Below are 17,169 nucleotides of genomic sequence, written 5' to 3' on the forward strand. Positions count from 1 at the left end.
AAAATTATGCGCATGATCTATTTTTTCGATGCTGATTAAGTGATCAAAATAATCATCTGATTTTAATTCAAAAAAAGTAAATACTGCCAAATATGTCACTTGTATATTTGTGGAAAAATAATTTAAATATTGAACAAAAAAAATTTACGGCATTACAATAGTGTGATATTTATCACATTGTTTCTTAAATAAAAACTTGTGCTTTAAGTGCTTTTTAAGCATGGTTATATTGTAAAATATAACTAAGTTCAAAGAAATTTTATAAATCTCACCGCTTTATACGGTCTTTTATTTTAGAGGTAGTTTGGATGTTAAAATCACATTCCGAGCAAATTGGTCGCCGCCTATTTGTGTTCGTGATGATTATCGTCTTATCTATCCTCTGTATTTCAATCCCATTGGTCATTAGCCATTATCGCGAATATCAGAAATCACAAACAGCATTGATTGAAATAGAAAATCTTCGTGCCGTTGCTGCTCTAGCGAATCGTATTTCACGCGAGCGTGGCCCTGCGAACATAGCAATGTCGAGTTCACAAGAAGAGTTTGAAAAAAATAAACAAGCGCTTATTGAGTATCGCGCGGGAGTAGATGAACAAATTAAGGTCTCGATTCATCGATTAGATCAGTCTGGATATGATGGGTTAGAAGAGTACGTCGCTCAATACCTAAATCCAAAATTAGCGGAAGGTCGCAAACAAGTCGATCACTATATTTCGTTGCCATTTGCAGAGCGTACGCCTGAAGCTTTAGATCAAGCTATTCTTACAATGTTTAATGCGTGGGATAGCAGTCATGATTTACTGAAGAAACTGGTAATGCAGTCTAAAAGTAAAGATAGTTCGATGGGGCATTATTACACCATGATTTTGGTGTTGGCTGATTTGCGAGATCAGGCTGGACGTGTTGCTTCAAATGTAACTGCACATGTGACATTTCAGCAGCCGTTACCAAGTGACAATATTGCACGCGCATTACAAACGCAAAAACAAGTTCGCTATTTGTGGGATTTAGTGAATACCATCCAACCCGAACGCCATCGTACAGCTGAATTCGCTCGCTTACACCAAGAAGTGAAAACTCAGTTTATTGATCAAGGTTTACCTATCATCATGCGATTAATTGATGAAAGCCGAAAGGGACAACCTTATTTTTTATCAGGGACTGAATTAAGTGTAGCTGTATCTGGTAAATTCTTAACAGTTATCGATTTACAAGACTATTTGCTCAATAAGAGCGTTGAAATCGCAAAGTCAGAAAAAGACGCGAATCAATTGAACTTCCTACTCACGTTGATAGTCTCTTTAATTTCACTATTGGCTGCTTTATTTACGATGATCTATGTTCAACATAAAGTTATTTCGCCGCTTATAATGGTGAGAGATAAATTAGTTGAATTGTCGTATGCCAATGCTTTGGTCGATAGTCATTTTATTGAAGATCAGCAGAAGCAAGTACATTCATTACACGAAGCGATGCAAAAACTTCAGAAAATGTTGCATCAACGTGATGAGTTTGAATTTGAATTAAAGAATATTGCCAATACTGATAAATTAACAGGTGTTTCAAATCGTTTTGCTTTAGAAGCCTATACCAAACTTATGGAAGCTCAGCCCAATAAGTTTACCCAAACGTGTTTGATGATTGTAGATATTGATTATTTTAAACAGGTTAATGATCAGTATGGTCATGTGGCAGGGGATCAAGTCATTCAGCAGGTGGCAAATTGTTTAAGTCATAATGTTCGATCAACTGATTTAGTCGTTCGCTTTGGTGGTGATGAATTTTTGGTGTTGATTGAAAATTTAGACCTTGAACATGGTTTACGTGCTGCAGAAAAGATGCGTAAGGGTATTGGTGATTTACAATTTACAGATGAGCAAGGTCAATCATTTACGGTTTCGATCAGTGTGGGTGTTGCGGTAGGTGCTGATTCTTGGAAAGCATTATTTGCGAAAGCGGATCGAGCTTTGTTTAGGGCAAAGGCGCAGGGGCGCAATACGGTTTCAAGCTAAGATTATGTGAATATTGGCAGTAGTCACGTCCTCAATTGTCAGTTAGATTTTTTATTAAATTTGCGTAGTAGTTTCCTACTTTTGAAAGAAAAAAGTAGGCAAAATGCTTTTGTTTGATTGAGGATACATCCTTATATCTTAATCAAACGGGCGACATCCAGGTCGCTTTCATGTGATTGGATTTCAGTTAAAAATTATTTAGGAATGGCTTTATTTAAACTTTGATAAAGTTGTTTTCTAGTCTCTAATATACTTGCTTTATATTCAGCAGTTTTCTCAATTGAAACAGATTCTTTACGAAAACATGTATAGGAATTAAAAGCACCTACAAGTTCACCGTATCTTCTCAATATTTCTTGTTGATCTTTATAGTCATATAAAAGTAAAAGCCCTTCATTTTTACTTAATAGATTAAAGTCATCAAATAGGTTTTCTCGCAGAGGAGAGAGTCTGTCGCTAATTACTTCTTTATCTAATACAGGCTTTTTAATTTCAAAATCAAATATAGCCCAAATTTTTAAAATTAAATGATTTATTTCCTCTATATCAGAAGAAATTTTTGTTAAAAGATTACGATTAAATTCTTTGTTTTCCTTATTTTGTTGTGCCTTCAAATTTGCCTTTTGATTGAAATAAGTAATGATCCCTGTAATGAGCGCACCTAAACCAATTTTAATAGCTGTATCTAATATTTCTAATAAAGTCATAAGAATAAAAAACGGTGAATGAATCACCGTATTAGCATAATAAATTATTATTTTGAAACCTCCCTAACCCTCCTTTTCAAAGATGAGGAGCATTAATCCGTAAGGGGGGAGATTATTTCAACATTGGTTTTAAGAAACGTGCAGTATGCGAAACCTTATTTTTCGCTACTTCTTCAGGCGTACCTTCAGCAATAATCATACCGCCACCTGCACCGCCTTCAGGCCCTAAGTCCACAATCCAGTCGGCAGTTTTAATCACATCCAAATTATGTTCAATCACTACAATGGTATTACCCTTGTTACGTAGCTCATGCAGGATATCCAAAAGTTTCGCAATATCGTGGAAATGTAAACCTGTGGTTGGCTCATCAAGCACATACAGGGTTTTACCTGTATCACGCTTCGCCAACTCACGTGCAAGTTTCACACGCTGTGCTTCACCACCTGAAAGCGTGGTTGCCGACTGACCTAAACGAATATAGCCCAAACCAACTTGATTTAAAGTTTCTAAACGACGATGAATGACAGGAATCGCATCAAAGAAATGCATTGCATCTTCAACGGTCATCTCTAACACGTCAGAAATGTTTTTACCTTTATAGCCGACTTCCAAAGTTTCACGGTTATAACGCTTGCCGTGGCAGGCATCGCATGGCACATACATATCCGGTAAGAAATGCATCGCCACTTTAATCATACCGTCGCCTTCACAAGCCTCACAGCGACCACCTTTCACGTTAAACGAGAAACGACCTGCGGCATACCCACGTGCTTTGGCTTCTGGGGTTTGAGCAAAGAGTTCACGAATTGGCGTAAACAAACCTGTATAGGTTGCAGGGTTTGAGCGCGGTGTACGTCCAATTGGGCTTTGGTCAATATCCACGACTTTATCGAGGAATTGTAAGCCATCAATCGAATCAAATTTTTCTGCCGTTAACGTCGTTGCACCATTCAATTGTGTTGCAGCAAGTGGCAATAAAGTACGGTTAATTAAAGTCGATTTACCTGAACCCGATACACCCGTCACACAGGTCATAACACCTAAAGGAATGGTGAGATCAACATTCTTTAAGTTGTGACCACATGCACCCATCAGCTTAATTTGCTCATCAGGTTTAGGTGGTTGTACACGCGTTTTCGGCACCTCAATTTTTAACTTACCTGAAAGGTATTTGCCGGTCAGAGAATCCTCATTGGCTGCCAATTCATCATAAGTCCCCTCGGCAATGACATGACCACCATGCACACCTGCACCAGGACCAATATCAATAATATGATCGGCTGCGCGAATGGCATCTTCATCATGCTCTACCACTAAGACAGTGTTACCGAGATCACGTAAACGAACCAAAGTCTCAAGCAAACGGTCATTATCACGTTGATGCAAGCCAATTGATGGTTCATCCAGCACGTACATGACGCCCATAAGACCTGCACCAATTTGCGAAGCCAAACGGATACGCTGTGCTTCACCCCCTGATAAGGTTTCGGCTGAACGAGATAGACTTAAATAGTTCAAGCCGACTGATACAAGGAAGTGCAAACGCTCACGGATTTCTTTAAAAATCTTATCGGCAATTTCACCTTTGGCACCTTCAAGATTCAGGTCTTGATAGTAGCTTTCGGCATCGCCAATCGACATTTTGGTGATTTCGGCAATGGTTTTGTCTTTGACACGCACATGACGTGAAATTTCATTGAGACGTGAACCGCCACAAGCATCACATGCAGCATTAGATAAGTATTGTGCTAAGTCATCACGCACATAGTTTGATTCAGTTTCACGGTAACGACGTTCTAAGTGTGGTAAAACCCCTTCAAAAGCCATCACACGGTTATGACGGCGACCACGTTCATCGATATAGCTTAAGTCAATTTTTTCTTTACCTGTACCGTAAAGGAATTTCTTTTTGGTCTCCGCATCAAGTTCATTCCACGGCGTATCAAGAGAGAAGTCGAAGTGTGCAGCGACTTTTTCAATCATGCTGTAATAGTATGGACGCTGACGATCCCAACCACGAATTGCCCCTTGGCTAATGCTGACTTCAGGGTTTGGAATGAGTTTGTCAGAACTAAAATGGCTACGTGTCCCTAAACCATCACAGACTGGGCAAGCACCAAATGGGTTATTAAAAGAAAACAGACGAGGTTCTAATTCGGCAACGGCACGGTCACATTCAGGACATGAGTGTTTTGCTGAAAACACACGATCAGATTGTTCGCCTTTCATCCATGACAAAATGGCAATATCGCCACCTAAACGCAGTGCGGTTTCAAAACTTTCTGCAATACGGTTGCCTAAGTCATCGCGGACTTTAAAACGGTCGACCACGACTTCAATGGTATGTTTTTTCTTCTTATCCAGTTCAGGCGGTGGATCAATTTCCATGATTTCACCGTCTACACGTGCACGGACGAAACCTTGGCTTTGTAATTGCTCAAATAAATTGGTGTATTCACCTTTGCGCTCACGTACAACAGGAGCAAGTAACAATAAAGCTGTACCTTCTTCAAGTGCTTTAACCGCATCAACCATTTCCGACACGGTTTGTGCCACCATCGGCAAGTCATGCTCAGGGCAGTAGGGTGTACCCACTCGAGCATACAACAAACGTAAATAGTCATAAATTTCAGTAATCGTACCGACCGTTGAACGTGGGTTATGACTGGTTGATTTCTGCTCGATGGCAATAGCTGGGCTTAAACCTTCAATCGAATCGACTTCAGGTTTTTCCATTTGGGATAGGAATTGGCGTGCATAGGCAGATAAAGATTCAACATAGCGACGTTGACCTTCTGCATATAAGGTGTCGAAAGCCAGTGAAGATTTACCTGAACCTGAAAGTCCCGTAATCACCACGAACTTATCGCGTGGAATATCAAGGTTCACATTTTTTAAGTTATGGGTGCGTGCGCCTCGAATACGGATATGACTTTGGCTCATAAAACATCTCGAAAATATGCTGAGTGAAGGTGATATATGATAGCGATTTAATTTTGTTCAAGCACAAATGAAAAATAAAACACGACAAATTATCTCGGTAAAATTTCATTGAACAGCAAAAGTCCAATGTAAAGTGCTTTGAGAGCTCCTGCAATCTGATTTTAAATAGATGAACAAGACAGAATCAATTCGCAAATTTGATGTCATGATGAGCCACAGGATGTTAAATATAAGTGAATTTCGGGTGAATATTGATCAGCAAGCACGTGAATAGTGACGTTCGAAAATAGAGTCCACCTGTTCAAAACATATATGTCTTTCAATAGCATGATGTTGACGTGCGTAAAAATTCACTTCTTTTTCTAAGTGTTGAAGAAAATCGTTATATTCCGCTTCGAAATGTTGTAAATCTAGAAAATCAAAACGTATAGAGCTTGAACAAGAGTATTGAGCAATGAAGTCGAGCATTAAATTTTGAATATGATGATTGGTAAAATAAATGAGATATGTGGCAGCAGATCCACAGTGTGTACAGCCTTTTTCTAAATAAACTTCTTCATTATTTAACCAACAGCATTGTAAAGTGAAATATGCACGGATTGCTTCTGTTCCCAGTGAATGTTGCATAGAAAACCTCAAGTAAATTTTATTTATGATAATGAGAATTATTATCAATAATAATTGTGCTTGAAGTTTGCTTTAAAATCCAGTCTTAAATTCATTTAAATCGAAATGAGCCTGAAAGTCGGCAATGCAGTTTAGATCACCGACCTTTAATTTGGTTATGCAGGTGATAGCATCATGAGTGATCTAGGCTTAACCATTGACGTTGATGATAGGCACTATCCCAGAATAAATATTCGAGTTCAGCTCCCCGTGTGTAAGCTTGATGCATTTTTTCAATGGTATGTTGATCGCTTTCTGCCGCAACTCGGTCAATAATTTCAATGACTTTGCGTACTTCTTCGTTGAAATGCTCGCCAGCATAAGTGTCAATCCACGCTTGATAAGGATTATTTGCAATATTACGTTTAAGAATGTCTTTGCCCACTTCCGCATAAATCCAATAGCACGGCAGTAATGAAGCTAAAACGACAGGATAACTCTCTGACCATGCAGTAGCTGTCAGAAATGAGGTGTAATGATGGCAAGCAGCAGTCAAAGGTGTATTTTCAAAATCAGCTTTAGTGATGCCAAATTCGTGCATAAAACCATTGTGCAGTTCACGCTCAACCACAATTGCTTCATTAGCACCTTGCGTAAATTGAATAATGGCATCGGAGTCATATGCTTTAGCACCACAAATAGCCAATGCTCGACCATAGGCAACCAGGTAATGCGCATCCTGAATGACGTAATGGCAAAAAGCTTCTTGATTCAGTGTTCCAAGCGCCAGTTCTTGGTTAAAAGGGAGTGCTAATGTTTTTTGATATAAATCGTAGTTTCGTTGCCAAACGGCTTCTGAAAAACGCATAAATCCATCCTGAATAAAATCATCTCTAGGTATCATCTAAGATCATATCAATTTGTCGTTACAAAACTAGCTTGAGCGATACATCATCTTCAACAAAAAAATCATACGAAGAACTTTGGATAAATTTTGAAAACTCGTCATAATTAGCACAGTTTAATTGAGTGTCTTTTAGCGCTAGAGATCAGACATTCAATTTATAGAATTTTTACAAATCACTAAGCACAGACTTCGTTTAATATTCGTCATATAAAAATTCTAAGTTTATGTTTTGTAAAATTTTTATTAATTCACATCATTTTTATAAGGTCGCTAGATTATGTGGAAACATTTTGGTTTCTCTATCGTATTCACGATCGTGTGTCTTGCGCTGTCTGCCTATTGGGGTTATACCCATGGTCCAGAAGCTGGCCTCAAGACCATGTTCACCGTACTGACCATCACTGCAATTTTAGCTGTGATGGAGGTTTCACTTTCTTTTGATAATGCTGTTGTCAATGCTTCAGTGCTTCGTCATTGGGATCACTTTTGGAAAATGCTTTTCCTGACTGTAGGTATTCTCATTGCAGTATTTGGTATGCGTTTAATCTTCCCAATTGTGATCGTCGCGGTCACAGCGGATATGGGCATGATGGAAGTTGTCAATTTGGCATTAAATGACCCTAAAGAATATTCGGCACGACTGATGAATCATCATCCTGAAATTGCAGCATTTGGTGGTGCATTCTTATTGATGGTATTCCTTAACTTTTTCTTGGATGATGGTAAAGACACGCATTGGTTCAAATGGATTGAGCGTCGTTTAGCGAAATTGGCATCTGTACCTGCACTATCTGTATTTGTTGCTTTAGTGGCTTTACTGATCATGGCAGCTAATGTTGATGAAGCTAAACGCTTAGTCGTGACTATGGCGGGTATCTGGGGCATCGTCATTTATATTGGGGTACAAGTACTGAGCCATTTGCTGGGTGGTGAGCCTGAAATTGATGAAAATGGTAATGCAATTGGTCACGATAGTAATGGTGTGCCAACAGGCGTAGTCAAAGCAGGTATCGGTGGGTTCTTGTATTTAGAAGTATTGGATGCATCATTTAGTTTTGATGGTGTGATTGGTGCTTTTGCCATTACTTCAGATGTTGTGGTGATTATGTTAGGTCTCGCGATTGGTGCCATCTTTGTTCGTTCGATTACCATCTATCTCGTTGAGAAAGGCACTTTAGATGCTTACATCTATTTAGAACATGGTGCGCACTATGCAATTGGTGCATTAGCTTTCATTATGATTGCGAGTGGTACGGGCGTACATGTTCCTGAAGTGGTAACAGGTCTGATTGGTGTAGCATTTATTGTTTGGGCAGTGATTGCATCTATTCAATATAAGAAGCGTCAAGCGCTGCAAGGCTAGATGAATAAATCAAAAAAGCACAGCACAAGCTGTGCTTTTTTTGGCTTAAGGCTTTTGCCCTAGGGAAAACAGATGGTGTTGATCTTTATTTCAAATAAAATTCATGCCTGTTCATCAGCCGAATATTCTATAATCAAAGTAGACATAGAAATCACGCGATTACCTAAATTTTATGATGAATGCCTTAGAACGCCGTTCCACATTTGCATTGAGCAGCATTTTTGCATTGCGAATGTTAGGTCTGTTTATGATTGTCCCGGTCTTTTCTGTTGCGGGACAGGCTTATGAATATGCAACACCTGCTTTGATTGGTTTGGCCGTAGGTGTGTATGGTTTGACTCAGGCAATACTACAAATTCCTTTTAGTTTGATTGCAGACCGTTATAGCCGAAAGCCGCTGATCGTATTGGGTTTATTGCTGTTTGCCTTGGGTGGTGCAATCGCCGCAATGTCAGACACAATCTATGGTGTGATTATAGGGCGTGCAATAGCTGGGGGTGGAGCTGTCTCTGCTGTCGTCATGGCGTTATTGGCAGATGTTACGCGTGAAGAAAATCGTATGAAGGCGATGGCAATGATGGGGATGAGTATTGGTCTCTCTTTCGTTATTGCATTTAGTTTAGGGCCATGGTTGACCAGCGTGGTGGGTATTTCAGGCTTATTCTGGGTGACCACACTCATGGGATTACTTGCCATTGCAATGCTATTTCTTGTTCCCAAAACAACACGTCATCATAAAAATTTTCAGCAAGGTTATCTCACTCAGCTAAAACAAGTTTTGAAAATGGGCGATTTAAATCGCTTACATGTTTCTGTGTTTGCTTTGCATTTATTGCTGACGGCGATGTTCATCTATGTGCCTTCTCAATTGATTGACTTTGCAGATATTCCTTTAGCTCAGCATGGTTTGATCTATCTTCCCTTATTGGTAATCAGTTTATTTTTTGCTTTTCCTAGTATCATTCTTGCTGAAAAATATCGAAAAATGCGAGGTATTTTTCTGACTGCGATTGCTGGGATCATCGCTGGTTTGATCGTGATGATTTTTGGATTTGAATCGAAATACATTTTGTTGCTTGGTTTAGGTCTTTTCTTTATTGCCTTTAATGTGATGGAAGCACTACTGCCATCTTGGTTATCGAAGGCAGCACCTATCCAATCCAAAGCGACAGCAATGGGTGTGAATGCCAGTGGTCAATTCTTAGGTGCTTTTTTTGGCGGTATACTGGGTGGTCAATTGCTGATGTTAAATAACACTGCTCTAGGCTGGGGGGCACTCACAGGAATTGCCATTCTTTGGCTGTTGATTAGTTTTGGGTTAAAGCAGCCACGTTATTTATCATCACTGATTTTGAGTTTGCCCAAAGTCCAAGAAACAGATGAATGGACTTCTCAGTTACTGGCAATTCGTGGTATTGAAGAGGTCGTGGTGATGACTGATCAACAAGTGGTCTATGTCAAAGTTGATAAGCAGCAGTTAGACGAAACTGCGCGACAACATTTAACGCACTTGTTGGGTAAAGAGGTAGCCATTTAATCATAACTCTTATAAAGTAAAACATAGAATCGAATAGGAAGATTAGAGCACATGCGCGGCGTGAATAAAGTTATTTTAGTTGGTACTTTAGGTAAAGATCCTGAGACAAAAACATTTCCCAATGGTGGTTCATTAACGCAGTTTTCAATTGCAACAAGTGAATCTTGGACAGATAAAAACTCAGGTGAACGCAAAGAACAAACAGAATGGCACCGTATCGTCTTACATAATCGTTTAGGTGAAATTGCACAGCAATATTTACGTAAAGGTTCAAAAGTTTATATTGAAGGCTCTTTACGTACCCGTCAGTGGACAGACCAAAATGGTCAAGAACGTTACACGACTGAAATTCGTGGCGAACAAATGCAGATGTTAGATTCTAATAATCGTCAGCAAAGTGAAAATGGTGGTGAAGGTTATAATCAACCACGTTTTAATAACAACCAAGGCGGTGGTTATGGCAACCAAGGTGGTTATAACAATAATAATCAAGGTAGCGGTTATGGTAACCAAGCTGGTTATGGTAATAACAACGTTAACCAAGGCTTCCAAAAGCCACAAAATCAACCAGCGCCGAAGCCAATGGCGACAGCACCATCTGATTTAGATGATGATTTACCGTTCTGACACATACCTGAGAGTAGTTTTTGTTAAATTTTAATGTTTTTTATTATTTAACAATGAATTAAATAGTTAAAAACCCTTTGTATAACAAAGGGTTTTTTGTTTTTATGGTGATATAGTAAAACGTTTGTTCATAGTTGAATTAGGGATAGTTGAATGAAACACGGGATTATATTTTTAACTTGTGTGCTGTGTAGCAGCATGAGCTTAGCACAATCACCACAATGGACCATGTTTGATCGGGATGATGGGGGCTGGTCTTATATTGATAAAACGACTATTAAATCACTCGATCAAGCCTCGCATATTTTTGAAATTGACTATAAATATGTGTATGAACATGGCGTACCCTCATTAAACATCAAACCCAAGGGCTACATACAAGCCGTTCATCAAATTGATTGTCAAAATAAAGCCAGAGCCTATGTCAAAAGCCAGCGTTTTACGCCGCAAGGTAAAGCCGTAGATGATAATAATTCATTCGATACGATTTATTTTGAACCCATGTCAATGCAACTTTCTAAAAATATTAAGTTAATTGAAATGTTATGCATTAAATAAAATTTATTAAAGACTTTGTATAACGCTACAACTTATTGAGATTTGATGCGAATCCATGAGTGATCCTTCAAAGCCTTTTTAAATAACAAGGCTTTGAAGGATAGTTAACCTAAAATTAGAATTTACCATTCATAACGTAAACGGAATAAATGCATATCTGGGGTTTGGAACGTATCATGTGTATATAAACGTTCATAATCAAATCCAAAACCATGGTTAAATCTAGCTGCTATACCAACACCGAGATCACGGCGTTTAAACTCTGAGCCACTGGTATATTCAAGTTGATTTCCCATGATATAGGGCTGAATGAATTTGATACCGTATTCTTCAATCTTGAAGTGCTGTCCCGCATAAAATTCAACGCCATAAGCCTCAGTATTCAGCAATGATTGAAGTTGAAAATCGCTCGATTCACTGTAAGCATCAAAATTTGGAACTAGATTTTTATACCAACCAGCGCCAAAGCTAAGCATCCATTTTCCATCAAAATAAAATAATGAACTTGCCCAAATTTCTTGCTTTAAATCATGTTTATCTTGTTGATTATTCAGACTAGCATCGTTGTACTTCCATGAGGTCGCCCAACTTAAATTTTTATTTAAATGCACATCAACTGCCAATTCGGCACCATTTTTACGTTGATATTGCACATCCGTATCTGCGACCGTCGTACTATCCTTGAACAAATAGCTGGCATATAAGTTTGCTTTATCCATTTTGAACTCATAACGTAAAGTTTTATGAGCTGCTTGCGTACCATCTGTATAAGCGACAGGGCTCCACGTTTGGGGCTGAGCCAAGGTTGAGTAATTCCATAGGTCAGTTTTGGCACCTACAATGTCGTAATAAATACTATAGATTTTTCCAAATTTAACGGTACCGTATTCTGAATCTCGCAGACCAATATACGCCTGTTCGGTGGTGATGTTTTCATCAGAGGAACGGTAATGACCGTCCCAATCCAGCATCTTGGGAAGATTGATATAGTTTTGATAGCCTGCAATTAAATGCAAACGTTCATTCCATGCATAATCAGCATTGGCATAAATACGGCTATTTGAGCTATAGCCATCTCTGCGATATTTCTGATTTTCGTTAGATTGATCGTAATGATCGAAATTTAAGGCTTGTAGGCGAATACTACCAGACGTGGTGAGTTTTAAACGATCGGATTCACTCACAATTTGCTGTTCATCAATGAGTGTTATCTCGGCAAATGTAAGATTTGACAAAATAAAGGTGCAGGAAAGCAATAGCTTGTAAAAGCATGGTTTTGACATAGTAACATCCGTGTGACTAGATATGAATTAAGCTGGTGATTCAGCTGATTAAAGCTGAGTAGAAATTAGGTGGTCATTATCGATTTAAAATATCGTTCCAAAATGGAGTAGTGGTTGGTGTCTGCAAAACTCAAGAGATGCGTGAATTCAGGCTCTAGTTGCTGCCGAAATTGATAATATTTTTGGCTTTGCCATCTCAGTTCTGGTAACTCATCGAGTCCATACACAATCGTACAGGGCTTAGCAAAGTGCGTAGAATGTTCAACTGGACTTAAGTTTTTAATGTCTAGCTCAGATAAATTTAGCGCCTTGTTTAAATGTGTTTCTTGAATCGGTTTTAGGTCATAGATCCCACTGAGTAATACCGCTGAACCAATCAAGGGGTGATCTAAATTTAAAGCAGCTAAATGGGCACCGGCAGAATGCCCAACCACAATGACATTGGAGCTGATCCAAGTTTGTTTGTGGATATAATCGAGCGCTTTGCGAATTTGTAGATTAATCAGATTTAAACTACTTTGAGGTGCTAAATCATATTCAACCAACACACATTGAGCATTTTGCTTTAAAACAAATTCAGCAACAAAGGCAAAATCCCTTTTTTCACACCATTGCCAATAACCACCATGTATAAAAATAACAGTAGTATTGGTGGCAACAGGTGTGGGGAAAAAATCCAGTGTAGATCTTCTCTGAAAGTCGTACTGTAAATCGGCAATATGATGGTGTTGCATATAAGTCGCTTGACTCATTTTTTGAAAATCAGACAAGATCTGATTTTCATCCGTCACAGTTTGCGAGTTGTCATAGAGCATGATTTACAGCTCCTTTACTAGGCTTGTTCATTTTCAGTTAATTGATGCTTTAAGGATGATTTCTTCATTTGATAGAAAATGATTAACATCACGATAAAAGGCACGCCAAACTGGAGAGTTGATTTAAATTCTTGCGTAAACCATGTGGTAAGCGTGATTGCAAGAATGGCAAACAAACCAATAAAGGAAATATAACGACTACCAGGAATGCTGTATTTGAGGTGGATATTATTTTTTGCCAAGTTCTTTCTAAAGAAGTAGTGTGTGGCAAAGATCGCTCCCCAAGTAAATAAAGCTCCAAACATGGACAGTGCAATCATGATTGGAAATGCTGATTCGGGATTAATGCTATAAACAATACTCGCCACAGCAATACCTGTTGCCGAAAGTAGCAAGGCATTGATGGGCACCCCATTTTTACGAATTTTACCAAACAGTTTCGGTGCATCTCCTGAACGTGACAAACTGAATAACATACGCGTTGAGATATATAACATGCTGTTCATTGCGGACAGTGCTGCCACAATCACAATGAAGTTTAAAATATGATCAGCAAAAGGAATGCCGACAATTTGCATAACAGACACGAAAGGACTGGTTGCACCTGGTGCTATCAATTGAGTCCATGGAACGAGAGTGACAATTAAACTCAGCGATAGTAAATAAAATAGAAATAAGCGAATCGCAGTGCTTTTGAAAGCGTATTTAACTGCTTTTTCAGGATCATTGGCTTCACCTGCAGCAACCGCGATCATTTCGATACTGAGATAACTAAAAATAGAAATAATGACACCAATCCAAACACCTTTAAATCCATTTGGCATAAAGCCATCATGTGCAGTGAGATTGTGAGTTAGCGCTTGATGAGGATTTGGATCTTGCGTCAAAATACCTATTGCCAACAGAATAAACACAATGATGGCAAACACTTTGATCGTCGAAAACCAATATTCAACTAAGCCAAATGCTTTGACACTATAAGCATTTACTGCGAGAAGTACGGTTGAAAAAAACACGATCCAAATACCTGAACCGGCATGAGGAAACCAAAGTTTCATATAGTCAGCCACGGCGGTAATTTCTGTGCCTACAGCCAACACGATACATGCCCAGTAGCTATAACGAACTAAGAAACCAGAAAGTGGATTTATATAATGTTCAGCGTAAGCACCAAACGAGCCTGAAGTGGGGTGTTGTACAGTCATTTCTGCCAAGCAAGCCATTAGTGCAAAAGCAATTAATCCGCCGATCGCATAGCTTAGAATGACAGCAGGTCCTGCAAAACTAATGGCAAATTTACTACCCATGAATAGACCGGTGCCAATGGCACCGCCTATTGCAATCATGCCCATTTGTTTAGCGGTTAATTTTTTATGTAATCCTGCTTCGCGTGTTTGAATTTTATCGAAGTTACTCATAAGCCCTCCTGGCCATGGTGATGTAAAGTGAGTAACTGAATTAAGTTACTTGACCTCGCACCGAATATTTTTCATTTTTCCATTCTTCATTCAGCATCACTTGTTTAAGATGTTGAACAGCATGCCAAATGTCTTCATGGCTTAGGTACAAAGGTGTGACCCCAAATCTGAGCACGGCTGGCTCTCGGTAATCTCCAATCACACCACGCGCAACAAGCGCTTGGACAATGGCATAGCCGTGTTCATGGCAATAACTCACATGACTACCGCGCTGTAAATGATCGATTGGTGTAATTAACTCAAAACCAAATTCAGCACATTCCTGTTCAACCAATTGAATAAAGAGATCCGTTAAATTTAGAGATTTTTCTCGGATCTTTTGCATGTCAGTTTTTAAGAACACATCTAAACCACATTCGATCAAACTCATGGACAAAATACTTTGTGTGCCACATAAAAAACGACGAATGCCTTGAGCTGGCTCGTAGTGATCAGCCATATCGAAAGGACGTTGATGACCCCACCATCCTGAAAGAGGTTGCCAAAATTTATTTTGGTGTTTTGCATTTACCCAGATGAGGGCAGGAGAACCTGGTCCACCATTAAGGTATTTATATGTGCAACTTACGGCAAAATCACTTTGGGTCTTGTTTAAATCGATTGGAACAGCGCCTGCAGAGTGGCATAGATCCCAGATGACCAAAGCGTTATGTTGATGAATCGTTTGGTTGACCTGTTCCATGTCATAGAAATAGCCTGAGCGGTAATTGATATGTGACAACACCACAACTGCCGTTTGATGGGCTTTCAGAGTGGTTTCTAATTCATCAGGATGTTCGATTAAAACCAGTTGGTAGCCTTTTTGAACAAGGTCAATATAACCTTCAATAATATAGAGGTCAGTCGGGAAGACGTCCTTTTCCGCAATAATCACTTTACGTTCAGGAGCGATTTCAGCTTGGATTTTGACAGCAGCAGAGAGTGCTTTAAATAAGTTGAGTGTGGTTGAATCAGAGATCACCGTTTCGCCTGGATTTGCCCCAATGAGCTGAGCCACCTTATCACCTAACCGAGTCGATAATCCCCACCAATCCGCTTTGTTCCAGCTATTGATGAGATCTTCCCCCCACTCTTGGCTCACCACTTCTTGAGCACGTGTTAAAGCAGATTTAGGGCGTGCACCAAGGGAATTTCCATCTAGATAGATAGTATTCTCAGGTATAGCAAATTCATTTTTTAAATGTTTCAGTTCGTCTTCAGCATCCCATGCTTTGCATTGATCTAAGGTAATCATTTTTATCCTGACTCGGTCCGTGTTATTTCATTCGATTTTATCACGGTAATTTTTAGTATTTATCCGATAATTATGCTTGAAATTGCATGAAAACTGGATAGTATTCGAATTAAATATAAAAAATCAGGATGATATTTAGGAATGAATTTAGACCTCATTGATCATAAAATTTTAAGACTATTACAACAAAATGCACGACTAAGTCATCAGGAATTGGCAGATTTAGTGAATCTTTCTGCTTCAGCATGCCATCGACGTGTCAAAATTTTAGAAAACAATGGAGTCATCGAAAAATACCAAGCAAAAATTAATTATGAAAAATTGGGTATTCAGGTTGAGGCGATTGTCGAAATTAAACTCAATCAGCTGACCGAATCAGATCATCAGCATTTTCTGAGCCAGATTCGTAATTTTGATGAAGTGATCAATGCTTTTATAATTACAGGGGATTCGAATTACGTTCTCTTTGTGGCCACCAAAGATTTAAATGGGTTTTCCCAGTTTATTATTAATAAGTTAAACAAAATTAAAGGTATAGCCAACATTAATTCTAAAATTATTCTTGAAAAAGTGATCGAGAAGACCTTCATGTGATCATTAATTTTTTATGAAAAGTGAATCCGTATTTTAAAATCAACCTCGAATTGATTTTACAAGCGATGTTTTTTTATGAGTTAAAACACATAAAACTGCTATTATGGTCCATCTTTTTTTTAAAATAATTCTATGAACGAACATTACAAATATATATACACTAAATTTAGTTTTTTTGGTTCATTACCTACATATAAGGTGTTTCTGAATGAACAAAATAAGATCGTAAAATGGGTCTTTGCTGATAACTCTTTTATCTATGGGTATATATCTGATTGGGCATTGAATCATTCTGGTTTAGATGTGGGAAAGGCTACTTGGGCTGAAGAGTCGACATTATTACTAAATAATGAAAAATTTAAACTCAATTTGTATAGGTCTTTACATCAAAAATTTAAAACAGAATTATCTGAATAATTTATCTAGTAACGATAATGATTTTATAGTTTTTGATAAAAATAAATTATTTAGATTGCTATATATCTCAAATTAGCGTACAAA

At 38.5% G+C, this 17,169-nt stretch carries 14 protein-coding genes; 6 read left to right on the forward strand and 8 right to left on the reverse strand.

Annotated elements, in window-relative coordinates:
• The first annotated feature begins 308 nt into the window (after positions 1–308).
• Positions 309–2,015: a GGDEF domain-containing protein gene (locus AC1M9F_RS04770; RefSeq protein ID WP_481597189.1), complete on the forward strand. Its 1,707-nt coding sequence runs from the start codon at positions 309–311 to the stop codon at positions 2,013–2,015.
• Positions 2,016–2,209: 194 nt separating this feature from the next.
• Here AC1M9F_RS04770 and AC1M9F_RS04775 read toward each other — a convergent pair whose 3' ends face one another.
• The 4 genes from AC1M9F_RS04775 to tenA form a co-directional block, all read right to left on the reverse strand.
• Entirely contained in the window at positions 2,210–2,722 is a 513-nt protein-coding gene (locus AC1M9F_RS04775; RefSeq protein WP_035265770.1) for a hypothetical protein, read from the reverse strand.
• 112 nt (positions 2,723–2,834) lie between these two features.
• Positions 2,835–5,666, reverse strand: a complete 2,832-nt coding sequence (gene uvrA, locus AC1M9F_RS04780) for an excinuclease ABC subunit UvrA (protein WP_481597190.1) — start codon at positions 5,664–5,666, stop codon at positions 2,835–2,837.
• 255 nt (positions 5,667–5,921) lie between these two features.
• The gene (locus AC1M9F_RS04785) at positions 5,922–6,293 is read right to left on the reverse strand and encodes a hypothetical protein (protein ID WP_180028470.1); all 372 of its coding nucleotides are present in this window, start codon (positions 6,291–6,293) and stop codon (positions 5,922–5,924) included.
• Between the two features lie 172 nt (positions 6,294–6,465).
• Positions 6,466–7,140 carry a thiaminase II gene (tenA, locus tag AC1M9F_RS04790; RefSeq protein WP_035265765.1) on the reverse strand — a complete coding sequence of 225 codons (675 nt, stop codon included), beginning with the start codon at positions 7,138–7,140 and terminating at the stop codon, positions 6,466–6,468.
• Positions 7,141–7,456: 316 nt separating this feature from the next.
• Between tenA and AC1M9F_RS04795 the strand changes: the two genes are divergently transcribed.
• The 4 genes from AC1M9F_RS04795 to AC1M9F_RS04810 all read left to right on the forward strand — a co-directional run bounded on the left by AC1M9F_RS04795 (position 7,457) and on the right by AC1M9F_RS04810 (position 11,264).
• Positions 7,457–8,542, forward strand: coding sequence for a DUF475 domain-containing protein (locus AC1M9F_RS04795; RefSeq protein WP_179999088.1), 1,086 nt, complete (start codon positions 7,457–7,459; stop codon positions 8,540–8,542).
• Positions 8,543–8,714: 172 nt separating this feature from the next.
• Entirely contained in the window at positions 8,715–10,079 is a 1,365-nt protein-coding gene (locus AC1M9F_RS04800) for an MFS transporter (RefSeq protein WP_481597191.1), read from the forward strand.
• Between the two features lie 51 nt (positions 10,080–10,130).
• Positions 10,131–10,706, forward strand: coding sequence for a single-stranded DNA-binding protein (ssb, locus tag AC1M9F_RS04805; RefSeq protein ID WP_092766486.1), 576 nt, complete (start codon positions 10,131–10,133; stop codon positions 10,704–10,706).
• A gap of 198 nt (positions 10,707–10,904) precedes the next feature.
• Positions 10,905–11,264: a hypothetical protein gene (locus AC1M9F_RS04810; RefSeq protein WP_092766485.1), complete on the forward strand. Its 360-nt coding sequence runs from the start codon at positions 10,905–10,907 to the stop codon at positions 11,262–11,264.
• 122 nt (positions 11,265–11,386) lie between these two features.
• On the opposite strand, the gene AC1M9F_RS04815 is transcribed toward AC1M9F_RS04810, so the two are convergent.
• The 4 genes from AC1M9F_RS04815 to kynU form a co-directional block, all read right to left on the reverse strand.
• Positions 11,387–12,499, reverse strand: a complete 1,113-nt coding sequence (locus AC1M9F_RS04815) for a porin (RefSeq protein ID WP_481597192.1) — start codon at positions 12,497–12,499, stop codon at positions 11,387–11,389.
• Between the two features lie 113 nt (positions 12,500–12,612).
• Complete coding sequence (locus AC1M9F_RS04820; RefSeq protein ID WP_481597223.1) at positions 12,613–13,365, reverse strand: alpha/beta hydrolase; 753 nt, start codon at positions 13,363–13,365, stop codon at positions 12,613–12,615.
• Positions 13,366–13,379: 14 nt separating this feature from the next.
• A complete protein-coding gene (locus AC1M9F_RS04825; protein WP_481597193.1) occupies positions 13,380–14,780 on the reverse strand; it encodes an amino acid permease in 1,401 nt (466 codons plus the stop codon).
• Positions 14,781–14,820: 40 nt separating this feature from the next.
• Entirely contained in the window at positions 14,821–16,074 is a 1,254-nt protein-coding gene (gene kynU / locus AC1M9F_RS04830; RefSeq protein ID WP_481597194.1) for a kynureninase, read from the reverse strand.
• A 141-nt stretch (positions 16,075–16,215) separates the two neighbouring features.
• On the opposite strand from kynU, the gene gigD reads away from it, so the two are divergent.
• Positions 16,216–16,668: an Lrp/AsnC family transcriptional regulator GigD gene (gene gigD / locus AC1M9F_RS04835; protein ID WP_092766480.1), complete on the forward strand. Its 453-nt coding sequence runs from the start codon at positions 16,216–16,218 to the stop codon at positions 16,666–16,668.
• Positions 16,669–17,169: the final 501 nt, after the last annotated feature.

This window comes from Acinetobacter sp. ANC_7504 (genome assembly GCF_056779995.1).

Coding starts and splice junctions, on each gene's coding strand:
- AC1M9F_RS04795 (WP_179999088.1), top strand. CDS start 7,457: ATGTGGAAACATTTTGGTTTCTCTATCGTATTCACGATCGTGTGTCTT.
- tenA (WP_035265765.1), bottom strand. CDS start 7,140: ATGCGTTTTTCAGAAGCCGTTTGGCAACGAAACTACGATTTATATCAA.
- AC1M9F_RS04825 (WP_481597193.1), bottom strand. CDS start 14,780: ATGAGTAACTTCGATAAAATTCAAACACGCGAAGCAGGATTACATAAA.
- AC1M9F_RS04810 (WP_092766485.1), top strand. CDS start 10,905: ATGAGCTTAGCACAATCACCACAATGGACCATGTTTGATCGGGATGAT.
- gigD (WP_092766480.1), top strand. CDS start 16,216: ATGAATTTAGACCTCATTGATCATAAAATTTTAAGACTATTACAACAA.
- AC1M9F_RS04785 (WP_180028470.1), bottom strand. CDS start 6,293: ATGCAACATTCACTGGGAACAGAAGCAATCCGTGCATATTTCACTTTA.
- AC1M9F_RS04770 (WP_481597189.1), top strand. CDS start 309: ATGTTAAAATCACATTCCGAGCAAATTGGTCGCCGCCTATTTGTGTTC.
- AC1M9F_RS04775 (WP_035265770.1), bottom strand. CDS start 2,722: ATGACTTTATTAGAAATATTAGATACAGCTATTAAAATTGGTTTAGGT.
- uvrA (WP_481597190.1), bottom strand. CDS start 5,666: ATGAGCCAAAGTCATATCCGTATTCGAGGCGCACGCACCCATAACTTA.
- ssb (WP_092766486.1), top strand. CDS start 10,131: ATGCGCGGCGTGAATAAAGTTATTTTAGTTGGTACTTTAGGTAAAGAT.
- AC1M9F_RS04800 (WP_481597191.1), top strand. CDS start 8,715: ATGATGAATGCCTTAGAACGCCGTTCCACATTTGCATTGAGCAGCATT.
- kynU (WP_481597194.1), bottom strand. CDS start 16,074: ATGATTACCTTAGATCAATGCAAAGCATGGGATGCTGAAGACGAACTG.